Below are 12,745 nucleotides of genomic sequence, written 5' to 3'. Positions count from 1 at the left end.
GATGTTCAATGCTTACCATTCGTCTTGCCCGTGGCGGCTCCAAAAAGCGCCCGTTCTACCAACTGACCGTAACCGACTCGCGTAACCCGCGTGACGGCTCCCACATCGAACAGGTTGGCTTCTTCAACCCGATCGCTCGTGGTCAGGAAGTTCGTCTGTCCGTTAAACAAGATCGCGTTGCTCACTGGCTGAGCATCGGCGCACAGCCGTCTGAGCGTGTTGCTCAGCTGCTGAAGGAAGCTGCCAAGGCTGCTGCCTGAACTGTATGAACGCGACGCCAGAAAAGGCTGACGACCTCATCGTCGTTGGCAAGATTTTTTCGGTTCACGGCGTTCGCGGCGAGGTGAAGGTGTATTCCTTTACCGATCCGATTGAAAACCTGTTGGATTACCGTAACTGGACGCTTCGGCGCGAAGGGTCGGTCAAGCAGGTTGAGCTGGTCAGTGGCCGTTCCAATAAAAAGGAGCTGGTCGCCAAGCTCAAAGGGCTCGACGATCGTGACGAAGCGCGTCTTCTGAGCGGTTACGAGATTTGCATCTCGCGCAGCCTTTTGCCCAACCTGACGGACGACGAGTACTACTGGTACCAGTTGGTCGGTCTGAAAGTCATCAACCAGGACGAACAGCTGTTCGGCACGGTTGATCACCTGTTGGAGACCGGCGCGAACGATGTAATGGTGGTCAAGCCTTGCGCAGGCAGCCTGGATGACCGTGAGCGCTTGTTGCCCTATACGGCGCAATGTGTGCTGACAGTCGACCTTGAAGCCGGTGTGATGCGGGTCGAATGGGACGCGGATTTCTAACTGATGGGTAACCTTCGCGTAGAAGTCATCACGTTGTTCCCCGAGATGTTCTCGGCCATTACGGAGTACGGCATTACCAGCCGCGCGGTGAAGCAGGGCTTGTTGCAAGTCACTTGCTGGAATCCGCGGGACTACACCACTGATCGCCACCACACGGTGGATGATCGGCCTTTTGGCGGTGGTCCGGGGATGGTGATGAAGATCAAGCCTCTGGAAGATGCGCTGGCCAGTGCCAGGCAAGCGACCGGAGCAGCGGCAAAGGTAATCTACCTTTCGCCACAAGGCCGCAAGCTGGATCAGCAAGCGGTCAAAGGCTTGGCCGAACAGGAATCGTTGATCCTGATCGCCGGCCGTTATGAAGGCATTGACGAGCGTTTTATTGATGCTCATGTCGATGAAGAGTGGTCGATTGGCGACTATGTGCTTTCCGGTGGTGAGCTACCGGCCATGGTGCTGATCGATGCGGTTACGCGGCTGCTGCCCGGAGCTTTAGGGCATGTGGGGTCGGCGGAGGAAGATTCCTTCACCGATGGCCTGCTGGATTGCCCGCACTACACCCGACCTGAGGTGTATGCGGATCAGCGTGTACCCGACGTGTTGCTAAGTGGCAACCATGCACATATCCGGCGATGGCGGATGAAGCAGTCCCTTGGTAGGACCTTCGAACGACGCGCCGATCTTCTGGAAAGTCGCTCACTTTCTGGAGAAGAGAAGAAGCTGCTCGAGGAATACCTCCGCGAGCGGAACGATAGTTAACGTATCGATGGTGGATCACGTTTGTCCACCTTAGGAGCACAGCATGACTAACAAAATCATCCAGCAGCTCGAAGCAGAGCAGATGAGCAAGGAAATCCCGACCTTCGCACCAGGCGACACCGTTGTCGTTCAGGTTAAAGTGAAGGAAGGCGAGCGTTCCCGTCTGCAGGCGTTCGAAGGCGTTGTTATCGCCAAGCGTAACCGTGGTCTGAACAGCGCCTTCACCGTGCGCAAGATCTCGAGCGGCGTTGGTGTTGAGCGTACCTTCCAGACCTACAGCCCGCAAATCGACAGCCTGGCCGTGAAACGTCGTGGTGACGTGCGTAAAGCCAAGCTGTACTACCTGCGCGACCTGTCCGGCAAAGCCGCTCGCATCAAGGAAAAACTGTCCTGAGTACAGTTTGCCCGGTGGCCCAGGCCGCCTAGCGAGAAAAAAGCAGCCTTCGGGCTGCTTTTTTGCGTTTTGAAACCCAGGAAAAGTGACAGACATGACCAGCCGAGACCAGGAAATCCAGCGCCGCACCGAGCTGTCGGTGACCCGCGTGACCAAAGCGGTGTTCCCTAACACCACCAACCACCACAACACCCTGTTCGGCGGCACCGCGCTGGCCTGGATGGACGAAGTGTCGTTCATCGCCGCCACGCGTTTTTGCCGGTTGCCGCTGGTAACGGTGTCCACTGACCGCATCGACTTCAAGCACCCGATCCCGGCGGGCTCGATCGTCGAACTGGTCGGCACGGTGATCAAGGTCGGCAACACCAGCCTGCAGGTGCAGGTGGATGTGTTCGTCGAGAACATGTACCTGGACGGTCGCGAGCGCGCGATCCATGGCGTGTTCAGCTTCGTTGCCATCGACGAAGACAAGCGGCCTGTGCCCGTTTTGGCCCATGCCTGAGCCTCTTCATGGGCTGACGCGGTCTCTGTGGGGGCGGTGCCAGCCGATCAGGCTTCGATTGATCACGACAACCTGTCAGTTGCTGTGAAACACTAAGCCACGTCCAACACCCAGCAGCCCCGAATGCCCGCCCTAGACCACCCCCTGATCGACCAGTTTCTCGACGCCCTGTGGCTTGAAAAAGGCCTGTCCGACAACACCCGCGTCTCGTACCGAAGCGACCTTGCCCTGTTCAACGGCTGGTTGCAGGAGCGCGGCGTGGCCCTGCCCGACGCGGGCCGCGAGCTGATCCTCGATCACCTGGCCTGGCGCCTCGATCAAGGTTACAAGCCGCGCTCCACCGCGCGCTTTCTTTCAGGTTTGAGGGGGTTCTTCCGTTATTTGCTGCGCGAAAAGCTGATCGCTGTGGACCCGACCTTGCAGGTCGAGATGCCCCAGCTGGGTAGGCCTTTGCCCAAATCCTTGTCGGAAGCCGACGTTGAAGCCTTGCTGCAGGCGCCGGACCTGGGTGAAGCCATCGGCCAGCGCGACCGCGCCATGCTTGAAGTCTTGTACGCCTGCGGCCTGCGCGTCACCGAACTGGTCAGCTTGACGCTGGACCAGGTCAACCTGCGCCAAGGCGTGCTGCGGGTGATGGGCAAGGGCAGCAAGGAGCGCCTGGTGCCGATGGGCGAGGAGGCGGTAGTGTGGCTTGAGCGCTACTTGCGCGGTGGTCGCGCCGAGTTGCTCAACGGTCGCCCGAGCGATGTGCTGTTCCCTAGCCTGCGCGGTGAGCAGATGACACGCCAGACCTTCTGGCACCGCATCAAGCATCAGGCGCAGGTTGCGGGGATCGACAAGTCGCTGTCGCCACACACCTTGCGACATGCATTTGCCACCCACCTGCTCAACCACGGCGCCGACCTGCGCGTGGTGCAGATGCTGCTGGGCCATAGTGACCTCTCGACCACGCAGATCTACACCCATGTGGCCAAGGCCCGCCTGCAGCAGCTGCACGCCCAGCACCATCCGCGTGGATGAATGATTTTCATGTTCCGCCGACCGGTACTCGCAAGCCCCTTACTGCCTGGCGTGTTGTGGTAGGCTTGGGCGGTTTGCACCAAGGGCCGCACGGTCGCCGCGTTTTTTGCGCAGGTGACGCCCTCCGGCCCCTGTCCGCCTTCAGGAGTTCCCATGCGCTTGACCCAGATTTTCGCCGCCGCCGCGATGGCGCTGGCCAGTACCTTTGCCGTTGCCGCGGCAACCGACAGCAATGCCGGTGCCGAGCAGGCCATTCGCAAATCGTTGCAGAACCTCGAACTGGAAGTACCGGTTGAAAGCGTTGCCAGCAGCCCGCTGAACGGGCTGTATGAAGTCAAGCTGCAAGGGGGCCGCGTGTTGTACGCCAGCGCCGATGGCCAGTTCGTGATGCAGGGTTACCTGTACCAGATCCAGGACGGCAAGCCGGTCAACCTGACCGAGAAAACCGAGCGTCAGGGCGTCGCCAAGCTCATCAACGGCATTCCAGCCGCCGAGATGGTGGTTTATCCTGCCAAGGGCGAGACCAAATCGCACATTACTGTCTTCACCGACACCACCTGCCCGTATTGCCACAAGCTGCACGCCGAAGTGCCGGAGCTGAACCGTCGCGGTATCGAAGTGCGCTATGTCGCCTTCCCGCGCCAGGGCCTCGGCTCGCCAGGTGACGAGCAGTTGCAGGCAGTGTGGTGCTCCAGCGACCGCCGCGCGGCGCTGGACAAGATGGTCGATGGCAAGGAAATCAAGGCCGCCAAGTGCGCCAATCCGGTCAGCAAGCAGTTCCAGCTGGGCCAGTCGATCGGCGTCAACGGCACGCCGGCGATCGTGCTCGAAAGCGGCCAGGTGATCCCGGGCTATCAGCCGGCGCCGCAGGTGGCCAAACTGGCCCTGGCCGGCCAGCAGCAGGCAGCGAAGTAATCAATTCAGTACGCCGTCGTCATGGGGTGACGGCATGTTTCACGGTCGGCGCAGGTGCCGGCCGTTCAATGGGGAGTTCACAGTGAAACCGGTCAAAGTAGGCATCTGTGGGTTGGGGACCGTCGGTGGCGGAACCTTCAATGTACTTCAGCGCAACGCCGAGGAGATTGCCCGCCGTGCCGGGCGCGGTATTGAAGTGGCACAGATCGCCATGCGCTCGCAGAACCCGAACTGCCAGATTACCGGTACCCCCATTACCGCTGATGTGTTCGATGTTGCGACCAACCCGGAGATCGACATTGTCATCGAGCTGATCGGTGGCTACACCATCGCCCGCGACCTGGTGCTCAAGGCCATCGAAAACGGCAAGCACGTGGTCACCGCCAACAAGGCGCTGATCGCCGTGCACGGCAACGAAATCTTCGCCAAGGCCCGCGAGAAGGGCGTCATCGTCGCCTTCGAAGCTGCAGTGGCTGGTGGCATCCCGGTGATCAAGGCCATCCGTGAAGGCCTGTCGGCCAACCACATCAACTGGCTGGCCGGCATCATCAATGGCACCGGCAATTTCATCCTCACCGAAATGCGTGAAAAGGGCCGCGCCTTCCCCGACGTGCTGGCCGAAGCGCAGGCGCTGGGTTACGCCGAAGCCGACCCGACCTTCGACGTCGAAGGCATCGATGCCGCGCACAAGCTGACCATTCTGGCGTCCATCGCCTTTGGCATCCCGCTGCAGTTCGACAAGGCTTACACCGAGGGCATCACCCAGCTGACCACCGCCGACGTGAACTACGCCGAAGCGCTGGGCTACCGCATCAAGCACCTGGGTGTGGCCCGCCGCACTGCCGAAGGCATCGAGCTGCGCGTGCACCCGACGCTGATCCCCAGTGACCGCCTGATCGCCAACGTCAACGGCGTGATGAACGCGGTGATGGTCAATGGCGACGCAGCAGGTTCGACCCTGTACTACGGCGCCGGCGCCGGCATGGAGCCTACCGCTTCGTCGGTGGTCGCCGACCTGGTCGACGTGGTCCGCGCCATGACCTCCGACCCGGAAAACCGCGTGCCGCACCTGGCCTTCCAGCCGGATTCGCTGTCGGCGCACCCGATCCTGCCGATCGAAGCCTGCCAGAGCGCCTACTACCTGCGCATCCAGGCCAAGGACCACCCAGGTGTATTGGCCCAGGTGGCGAGCATCCTGTCGGAGCGTGGTATCAACATCGAATCGATCATGCAGAAGGAAGCCGAGGAGCAGGATGGCCTGGTACCGATGATCCTGTTGACCCACCGCGTGGTCGAGCAGAGCATCAACGATGCCATTGTCGCCCTGGAAGACCTGCAGGACGTCGTCGGCAAGGTCGTGCGCATCCGCGTCGAACAGCTTAATTAACGAATAGCGCCGTCGGGCCGCTCAACCGGCCCCGGCCTCAGTATCGAAGGTTTGTAGCCATGCGTTATATCAGCACCCGCGGCCAGGCACCGGCCCTGAATTTCGAAGACGTTCTGCTGGCCGGCCTCGCCACCGATGGCGGCCTGTACGTGCCAGAGAACCTGCCACGCTTTACCCAGGAAGAAATCGCCTCCTGGGCCGGCCTGCCGTACCACGAACTGGCCTTCCGCGTGATGCGCCCGTTCGTCGAGGGCAGCATTGCCGATGCCGATTTCAAGAAGATCCTCGAAGAAACCTACAGTGAGTTCGCCCACGCCGCGGTCGCCCCGCTGCGTCAGCTGAACAGCAACGAGTGGGTCCTCGAGCTGTTCCATGGCCCGACCCTGGCCTTCAAGGACTTCGCCCTGCAACTGCTCGGGCGCCTGCTCGATCACGTGCTGGCCAAGCGCAACGAGCGCGTGGTGATCGTCGGCGCCACCAGTGGCGACACCGGCTCGGCCGCCATCGAAGGCTGCCGCCGTTGCGACAACGTCGACATCTTCATCCTCCACCCGCACCAGCGTGTGTCGGAAGTTCAGCGCCGCCAGATGACCACCATCCTGGGCGAAAACATCCACAACATCGCCATCGAAGGCAACTTCGACGACTGCCAGGAGATGGTCAAGGCCAGCTTCGCCGACCAGTCGTTCCTCAAGGGCACGCGCCTGGTAGCGGTGAACTCCATCAACTGGGCGCGGATCATGGCCCAGATCGTCTACTACTTCCACGCAGCCCTGCAGCTGGGTGGCCCGGCGCGCTCGGTAGCGTTCTCGGTACCGACCGGCAACTTCGGCGACATCTTCGCCGGCTACCTGGCCCGCAACATGGGCCTGCCGATCAGCCAGCTGGTGGTCGCGACCAACCGCAACGACATCCTGCATCGCTTCATGAGCGGCAACCAGTACGTCAAGGAAACCCTGCACGCGACCCTGTCGCCGTCGATGGACATCATGGTGTCGTCCAACTTCGAGCGCCTGCTGTTCGACCTGCACGGCCGCAATGGCGCCGCCATCGGCGAGCTGATGGCCAACTTCAAGCAGGGCGGCGGCTTCAGCGTCGACCAGGACCGTTGGACCGAAGCGCGCAAGCTGTTCGACTCGCTGGCCGTCAGCGACGAGCAGACCTGCGAAACCATCGCCGAGGTCTTCGCCAGCACCGGTGAAGTGCTCGACCCGCACACCGCGATCGGCGTCAAGGCTGCCCGCGAGTGCCGTCGCAGCCTGGACACGCCGATGGTGGTGCTGGGTACTGCGCACCCGGTCAAGTTCCCGGAGGCCGTGGAGAAGGCGGGCGTGGGCAAGGCGCTGGAGCTGCCAGCGCACCTGAGCGACCTGTTCGGCCGTGAAGAGCGCTGCACGGTCCTGGCCAACGACCTCAAGGCCGTCCAGGCCTTCGTCAGCCAGCACGGTAACCGCGGCAAACCGCTTTAATCGAAATGAGAAGGGGCCGCTGTGCGGCCCCTTTCTTTAGGTGCTTTCCTTCATCTGATTCGGAATTGTCCTATATAAGGCGCCCTACGCCTTACCTAGAGTGGCCGGTCCTTCCCCCAGGAGCGGCTCATGCATCAGCCCTACGTGTTGATTTACCAGGCGCGGCCTTCCCACCAGATCCTCCTGCACCAGGCGTGCAATGCCCAAGGCATGTTCAACGTCCGCGTCACCCTCGATCTCACCGACCTTGAGGCCTGCCTTGCCCGCCCTGGCAAAGCCGATCTGCTCATCCTCGATCATGCAGTGGGCGATGGCCTGACCCTACTCAAGCGCATCGAGCGCAACCGGTGCTTGCGGGCGGTGCTGTTTACCGGCCGCGCCAGCGCCCGGCGGCCAGACCTCGCCCAGGAGGCGCGCCGCCGTGGGCTCTGGGTGCTGGCTGACTTGCCCTGGCCTTTACCGGTGCTGGCCTGGCAGCAGGCATTGCAGCGTATTCAAACCGTCACATCACCCACGCATGCTCACTGAAACAGCCGCGGCGTAACGAACTTTCCGCTGCGCTTGCTGGTCAGTTCCTTCATGTCCCACCACGCAGCGAGTGATCCGGATGGAAAGAATCTGCAGACTGCTTAATGACGCCCTGAGCCCTTATCAGACCCAGCTCGGCAACCTGGATGCCAGCGGCAATCGCCAATTGACTGTATTCGATAGCCTCGGCAGTACTACCTTGCGGCGCACGGTGTCCTTGCGCCAGTTACAGGAGCAAAGCCTGCTGATCGACCTGGTCGACGGCCTGCACCGTGACCTGCAAATCGCCGAAGGTCGCCTGCAGCCCTGTGTCATTGCAGCACTGCAACAACGCCAGCAACCTCAGGGAACCTTTGCCTGAATGGCGTATCAGACACAGCAAGGGCAGCCAGCCAGCACACAGCTCCGGTGATGGCAGGCTGCCGTGGGAAGCCCGACAGGGCTTTCGATTGGCCCCGGGCGTCCTCCCCAGCGTCCGGGGTTTCTTTTTTACTGCCCTTCGAAGAAATGTTTGCTCTGTTCCAGGTAATCGGCTTGCAGCTCCGGGTCCAGCCAGCGTGCATAAAGTGCCGGCAGCGTGCCCGAGCGCAGCGTGGGCAGCAGTTGGTCGATATGCGCCACGGCCTCGCGCCCCAAGGGTGAGTCAGAGCAGCCCACATGCAGGAACTGGTAGCGGTTCACGCCTTGAATGGGGTGAAACTGGTACTCATCCAACGCCCCACCTTGCTGCTGGATCAGGTAACGCACCTCTGGCCAGTAGCCGAGCACCCATGGCAGACGCCCAAGGCGCTGCATCTGCAGCAGGCTGGCCGTAGCATCGTTGCCGTAATGGCGGCTCAAGGCCGAATCGGGCAGTTGCCGCAAGATGTCATCGATCTGTGTGCTGTAGCTGCGTTCGGCGACGATGCCAAGCTTCAGTTGCGTGGCATTCAGCAACCCTTTCAGGTCGATCTGTTGCCCGTCCAGAAACGGCGCCAGCAGCGCCGCGCCTTGATTGCGTACCACCAGACCACCGCTGATAACACCCAAGGTCGGTTTGGAGAAATGCACGTATTTGGCGCGCTCAGCCGTCCAGAGCAGGGTTGGGTCGCAGGTGAAACTGCTCGCGTCCTGCAGCATCTGGATGCCGCGCGCGCGGTTGACGCGGACGATGGCGTGGTCGTACTCGGGCATTTGCCTGATCAGCAGCGGCAACATCTGATCGACCACGCCCTGGCCTTTCCCTTCACCCTCGAAGATGGTGAAGGGCGGCAGGTCGCGAACCAGCCACAGCAAGCGCTCCTTGGCCTGCACCGGCGCGATGGCCATGGCGAGCAGCAGCCCGCACAGCAGGGGCAACGCGCGCATGGGCCAGGGCAATCTCAGACCGTACCCGCTTGGCGCAACCCGGCGATGGCGGGGGCGTCATACCCCAGGGTCGTCAGCAGCGCATCGGTATGTTCGCCCAACGCCGGGCCAACCCACTCTGCAGAGCCGGGCGTCTCGGAAAGCTTGGGCACGATGCCCGGCATCTTGAATGGCTTGCCGTCTGGCAGGCAGGCCTGCAAGAACATCTCGCGGGCCAGGTACTGCGGGTCGTGAAACATGTCTTCTGCCGAATAGATGCGGCTGGCCGGTACTTCGGCGGCGGTCAGCGTCTGCATGAGTTGCTCCAGCGGCAGGCTGTTGGCCCAGCGGTCGATCACCCCGTACAGCTCGTCGCGCCGCGCATCGCGGCCGTCATTGCTGGCCAGGCTCGGGTCGTCAGCCAGGTCGCTACGCCCGATGGCCTGCATGAAGCGCTTGAAGATCGCATCGCCGTTGGCGCCGATCTGTACGTGCTTGCCATCGGCGCTGGTGTGGATGGAGGAGGGCGTGATGCCCGGCATGATGTTGCCGGTGCGCTCGCGAATGAAGCCAAACACGTCGAACTCCGGGACCATGCTTTCCATCATGGCGAAGATCGCCTCGTACAGCGCCACGTCCACCACCTGGCCTTGGCCGCCGTTGACTTCGCGGTGCCGCAACGCCATCAGCGCGCCAATCACACCCCACAAAGCGGCGATCGAATCGCCGATGGAGATGCCGGTGCGCACCGGTGGGCGGTCGTCGAAGCCGGTGATGTAGCGCAGGCCGCCCATCGACTCGCCCACGGCGCCGAAGCCTGGCTGGTCCTTCATCGGGCCGGTCTGGCCGAAGCCCGACAGGCGCACCATCACCAGCTTCGGGTTGAGGGCATGCAATACATCCCAGCCCAGGCCGAGCTTTTCCAGCACGCCGGGGCGGAAGTTCTCGATGAGAATGTCAGCCTCGGCCAACAGCTGCTTGAGGATCTCGCGGCCTTCGGGGTGCTTGAGGTTGAGCGTCAGCGACTGTTTGTTGCGCGCCTGCACGAACCACCACAGCGACGTCCCCTCGTACAGCTTGCGCCACTTGCGCAGCGGGTCGCCGCCATCGGGCGACTCGACCTTGATCACCTCGGCGCCGAATTCTGCGCAGATGCGCGAGGCGAACGGGCCGGCGATCAGGGTGCCGAGCTCGATGACTTTCAGGCCGGCGAGAGGTTTGCTGGGCGTAGACATGAGGCATCCGTGGCAACTGGTCAGAGCCGTGGTTTTATCATAGGTCGGTAACGGCAGATACTGCTGCGGGGCAACGAAGATCAGGATCGGTTAGACTGTGCGACTTTTCTTTGTGCAAGAAGCCCGTCGACCATGGCCCAGCCGTCCACCACCTACAAGTTCGAACTGAATTTGACCGACCTTGATCGCAACGTTTACGAAAGCGTCAAGCAGACCATTGCTCGTCACCCTTCGGAAACCGAAGAGCGGATGGCGGTTCGTCTTTTGGCGTATGCGCTCTGGTACAACGAGAACCTGTCATTTGGTCGCGGCTTGTCGGATGTCGATGAACCGGCGCTGTGGGAAAAGAGCCTGGACGACCGTGTCCTGCACTGGATCGAAGTCGGCCAGCCGGACGCCGACCGCCTGACCTGGTGCTCGCGCCGCACCGAGCGTACCAGCTTGCTGGCCTACGGTAGCCTGCGGGTGTGGGAGACCAAGGTGGTGAGTGCGGTCAAGGGCCTGAAGAACCTGAACATTGCCGCAGTGCCCCAAGAGGTGCTGGAAACCCTCGCAACCGACATGCCGCGTTCCATCAAATGGGACGTGATGATCAGCGAAGGCACGGTGTTCGTCACCGACGATCGTGGCCAGCATGAAGTGCAGCTGCAGTGGCTGCTTGGCGAGCGCGGCTGAGCCGACCGAACCCATGCGTATCGAACCTCGCCCGCTGCCTCCGACCCTGCCATTGCTGGGTAACCTGCCACCCTTGCTGACCCGCTTGTACGCCGCCCGCGGCGTGCAATCGGAGGCCGAGCTGGACAAGAGCCTGGCGCGGCTGTTGCCGTATCAGCAGCTCAAGGGCATCGATGCTGCAGTGGACCTGCTGGTCGACGCCCTCGACCAGCGCCAGCGCATCCTCATCGTCGGCGACTTCGATGCCGACGGCGCCACTGCCAGTACCGTCGGTGTGCTCGGCCTGCGCCTGCTGGGTGCGGCCCATGTCGACTACCTGGTGCCCAACCGTTTCGAATATGGCTATGGCCTGACCCCGGAAATCGTCCAGGTGGCGTTGCAGCGCCAGCCGCACCTGCTGGTGACGGTCGATAACGGCATTTCCAGTGTCGAAGGCGTGGCGGCCGCCAAGGCGGCCGGGCTCAAGGTGCTGGTCACCGACCACCACCTGCCGGGCCAGCAACTGCCGGACGCCGACGCCATCGTCAACCCGAACCAGCCAGGCTGCGGCTTCCCGAGTAAATCGCTGGCTGGCGTCGGGGTGATCTTCTACGTGCTCATGGCGTTGCGCGCGCGCCTGCGCAGCCTGGGGCGTTATGAAACCCAGGCGCAACCGAACATCGGCGAGCTGCTCGACCTGGTCGCCCTGGGCAGCGTGGCGGACGTGGTGCCGCTGGACGCCAACAATCGCATCCTTGTGCACCAAGGCCTGGAGCGTATCCGCGCGGGCCGTGCGCGGCCGGGGTTGAAGGCGATTCTGGAAGTGGCACGTCGCGATCATCGGCGCATCACCTCTACCGACCTCGGCTTCATCCTCGGCCCACGGCTCAATGCTGCCGGGCGCCTGGACGACATGAGCCTGGGCATCGAATGCCTGCTGTGCGAAGACGCGGCCCTGGCCCAGGACATGGCCCAGCAACTGGACGACCTGAACCAGGACCGCAAGTCCATCGAGCAGGGCATGCAGCGTGAAGCGCTGGCCCAGCTCAAGGATTTGCCGGTCGAGTCCATGCCCTATGGCCTGTGCTTGTTCGATGCCGACTGGCACCAAGGGGTGATCGGCATTCTCGCCTCGCGCCTGAAGGAGCGTTATCACCGCCCGACCATCGCCTTTGCCGATGCTGGCGACGGCATGCTCAAGGGCTCCGCACGTTCGGTGCCGGGGTTCCACATCCGCGATGCGCTGGATGCCGTGGCGGCGCGTCATCCTGAACTGATCAGCAAGTTCGGCGGCCATGCCATGGCTGCGGGCCTGTCGTTGCCCGAAGGTAATTTCCCGGCGTTCGCCGAAGCGTTCGATGAAGAAGTCCGTCGCCAGCTGCGCGAAGAGGATTTGACCGGCCGTCTGCTTTCGGATGGCAGCCTGGCGGTGGAGGAATTTCACCTGGACCTGGCCAAGGCTCTGCGTAATGCCGGGCCTTGGGGGCAACACTTCCCCGAGCCGCTGTTCCACGGCGTGTTTCAGTTGGTCGAACAACGTGTGGTCGGCGAGCGCCACCTGAAGGTGGTGCTGAAGAGCGAATGTGGCTCGGTTCGTCTGGACGGCATCGCCTTTGGCATCGACCGCGAAGTGTGGCCCAACCCGACCGTGCGCTGGGTGGAGCTGGCGTACAAGCTGGATGTGAACGAGTTCCGCGGGAATGAAAGTGTGCAGTTGATGATTGCGCATATCGAGCCGCGCTGAGCACTAAAGTTTC

15 protein-coding genes are annotated in these 12,745 nt (G+C 62.3%); 13 read left to right on the top strand and 2 right to left on the bottom strand.

Annotation, left to right across the window (positions count from 1 at the left end):
- The first annotated feature begins 8 nt into the window (after positions 1-8).
- The 11 genes from rpsP to ABEH27_RS01445 all read left to right on the top strand — a co-directional run bounded on the left by rpsP (position 9) and on the right by ABEH27_RS01445 (position 8,134).
- Positions 9-260 (top strand): 30S ribosomal protein S16, encoded by a 252-nt coding sequence (gene rpsP, locus ABEH27_RS01495; RefSeq protein ID WP_016501232.1) that lies wholly within the window; start codon positions 9-11, stop codon positions 258-260.
- A 5-nt stretch (positions 261-265) separates the two neighbouring features.
- The gene (gene rimM / locus ABEH27_RS01490) at positions 266-802 is read left to right on the top strand and encodes a ribosome maturation factor RimM (RefSeq protein ID WP_119145159.1); all 537 of its coding nucleotides are present in this window, start codon (positions 266-268) and stop codon (positions 800-802) included.
- A gap of 3 nt (positions 803-805) precedes the next feature.
- On the top strand, positions 806-1,558 hold the full coding sequence (trmD, locus tag ABEH27_RS01485) for a tRNA (guanosine(37)-N1)-methyltransferase TrmD (RefSeq protein WP_346611859.1): 753 nt from the start codon (positions 806-808) through the stop codon (positions 1,556-1,558).
- Positions 1,559-1,601: 43 nt separating this feature from the next.
- Entirely contained in the window at positions 1,602-1,952 is a 351-nt protein-coding gene (rplS, locus tag ABEH27_RS01480) for a 50S ribosomal protein L19 (protein ID WP_003252148.1), read from the top strand.
- Positions 1,953-2,046: 94 nt separating this feature from the next.
- Entirely contained in the window at positions 2,047-2,454 is a 408-nt protein-coding gene (locus ABEH27_RS01475; protein ID WP_346611858.1) for an acyl-CoA thioesterase, read from the top strand.
- A gap of 123 nt (positions 2,455-2,577) precedes the next feature.
- Positions 2,578-3,474, top strand: coding sequence for a site-specific tyrosine recombinase XerD (gene xerD / locus ABEH27_RS01470; RefSeq protein ID WP_346611857.1), 897 nt, complete (start codon positions 2,578-2,580; stop codon positions 3,472-3,474).
- Between the two features lie 153 nt (positions 3,475-3,627).
- Complete coding sequence (locus tag ABEH27_RS01465) at positions 3,628-4,389, top strand: thioredoxin fold domain-containing protein (RefSeq protein WP_346611856.1); 762 nt, start codon at positions 3,628-3,630, stop codon at positions 4,387-4,389.
- 82 nt (positions 4,390-4,471) lie between these two features.
- Complete coding sequence (locus tag ABEH27_RS01460; RefSeq protein WP_346611855.1) at positions 4,472-5,776, top strand: homoserine dehydrogenase; 1,305 nt, start codon at positions 4,472-4,474, stop codon at positions 5,774-5,776.
- A gap of 59 nt (positions 5,777-5,835) precedes the next feature.
- Positions 5,836-7,245, top strand: coding sequence for a threonine synthase (thrC, locus tag ABEH27_RS01455; protein WP_346611854.1), 1,410 nt, complete (start codon positions 5,836-5,838; stop codon positions 7,243-7,245).
- Positions 7,246-7,374: 129 nt separating this feature from the next.
- A complete protein-coding gene (locus ABEH27_RS01450; RefSeq protein WP_346611853.1) occupies positions 7,375-7,773 on the top strand; it encodes a histidine kinase in 399 nt (132 codons plus the stop codon).
- A gap of 79 nt (positions 7,774-7,852) precedes the next feature.
- Positions 7,853-8,134 (top strand): DUF3509 domain-containing protein, encoded by a 282-nt coding sequence (locus tag ABEH27_RS01445; protein WP_346611852.1) that lies wholly within the window; start codon positions 7,853-7,855, stop codon positions 8,132-8,134.
- Positions 8,135-8,262: 128 nt separating this feature from the next.
- Here the strand turns inward: ABEH27_RS01445 and ABEH27_RS01440 are convergent, their stop codons facing one another.
- Complete coding sequence (locus tag ABEH27_RS01440) at positions 8,263-9,120, bottom strand: TIGR02285 family protein (RefSeq protein ID WP_346611851.1); 858 nt, start codon at positions 9,118-9,120, stop codon at positions 8,263-8,265.
- A 14-nt stretch (positions 9,121-9,134) separates the two neighbouring features.
- Complete coding sequence (locus ABEH27_RS01435) at positions 9,135-10,334, bottom strand: CaiB/BaiF CoA-transferase family protein (RefSeq protein WP_346611850.1); 1,200 nt, start codon at positions 10,332-10,334, stop codon at positions 9,135-9,137.
- A 132-nt stretch (positions 10,335-10,466) separates the two neighbouring features.
- Here ABEH27_RS01435 and ABEH27_RS01430 point away from each other — a divergent pair, with 132 nt between their 5' ends.
- Positions 10,467-11,009: a YaeQ family protein gene (locus ABEH27_RS01430; RefSeq protein WP_346611849.1), complete on the top strand. Its 543-nt coding sequence runs from the start codon at positions 10,467-10,469 to the stop codon at positions 11,007-11,009.
- Between the two features lie 13 nt (positions 11,010-11,022).
- A complete protein-coding gene (gene recJ, locus ABEH27_RS01425) occupies positions 11,023-12,732 on the top strand; it encodes a single-stranded-DNA-specific exonuclease RecJ (RefSeq protein WP_346611848.1) in 1,710 nt (569 codons plus the stop codon).
- Positions 12,733-12,745 lie beyond the last annotated feature (13 nt).

The organism is Pseudomonas sp. P39-UII1, from assembly GCF_039672635.1.
GTDB lineage: Bacteria > Pseudomonadota > Gammaproteobacteria > Pseudomonadales > Pseudomonadaceae > Aquipseudomonas.
Note: the sequence above shows the minus strand (reverse complement) of the source record. Positions and strands in the feature narration are given on the sequence as shown.

Bases quoted from the DNA above. Each gene is read 5' to 3' on its own strand.
- recJ (WP_346611848.1), top strand. From the start codon at position 11,023: ATGCGTATCGAACCTCGCCCGCTGCCTCCGACCCTGCCATTGCTGGGT.
- ABEH27_RS01440 (WP_346611851.1), bottom strand. From the start codon at position 9,120: ATGCGCGCGTTGCCCCTGCTGTGCGGGCTGCTGCTCGCCATGGCCATC.
- ABEH27_RS01475 (WP_346611858.1), top strand. From the start codon at position 2,047: ATGACCAGCCGAGACCAGGAAATCCAGCGCCGCACCGAGCTGTCGGTG.
- ABEH27_RS01465 (WP_346611856.1), top strand. From the start codon at position 3,628: ATGCGCTTGACCCAGATTTTCGCCGCCGCCGCGATGGCGCTGGCCAGT.
- ABEH27_RS01450 (WP_346611853.1), top strand. From the start codon at position 7,375: ATGCATCAGCCCTACGTGTTGATTTACCAGGCGCGGCCTTCCCACCAG.
- ABEH27_RS01445 (WP_346611852.1), top strand. From the start codon at position 7,853: ATGGAAAGAATCTGCAGACTGCTTAATGACGCCCTGAGCCCTTATCAG.
- thrC (WP_346611854.1), top strand. From the start codon at position 5,836: ATGCGTTATATCAGCACCCGCGGCCAGGCACCGGCCCTGAATTTCGAA.
- rimM (WP_119145159.1), top strand. From the start codon at position 266: ATGAACGCGACGCCAGAAAAGGCTGACGACCTCATCGTCGTTGGCAAG.
- rplS (WP_003252148.1), top strand. From the start codon at position 1,602: ATGACTAACAAAATCATCCAGCAGCTCGAAGCAGAGCAGATGAGCAAG.
- trmD (WP_346611859.1), top strand. From the start codon at position 806: ATGGGTAACCTTCGCGTAGAAGTCATCACGTTGTTCCCCGAGATGTTC.
- rpsP (WP_016501232.1), top strand. From the start codon at position 9: ATGCTTACCATTCGTCTTGCCCGTGGCGGCTCCAAAAAGCGCCCGTTC.
- ABEH27_RS01435 (WP_346611850.1), bottom strand. From the start codon at position 10,334: ATGTCTACGCCCAGCAAACCTCTCGCCGGCCTGAAAGTCATCGAGCTC.
- xerD (WP_346611857.1), top strand. From the start codon at position 2,578: ATGCCCGCCCTAGACCACCCCCTGATCGACCAGTTTCTCGACGCCCTG.
- ABEH27_RS01430 (WP_346611849.1), top strand. From the start codon at position 10,467: ATGGCCCAGCCGTCCACCACCTACAAGTTCGAACTGAATTTGACCGAC.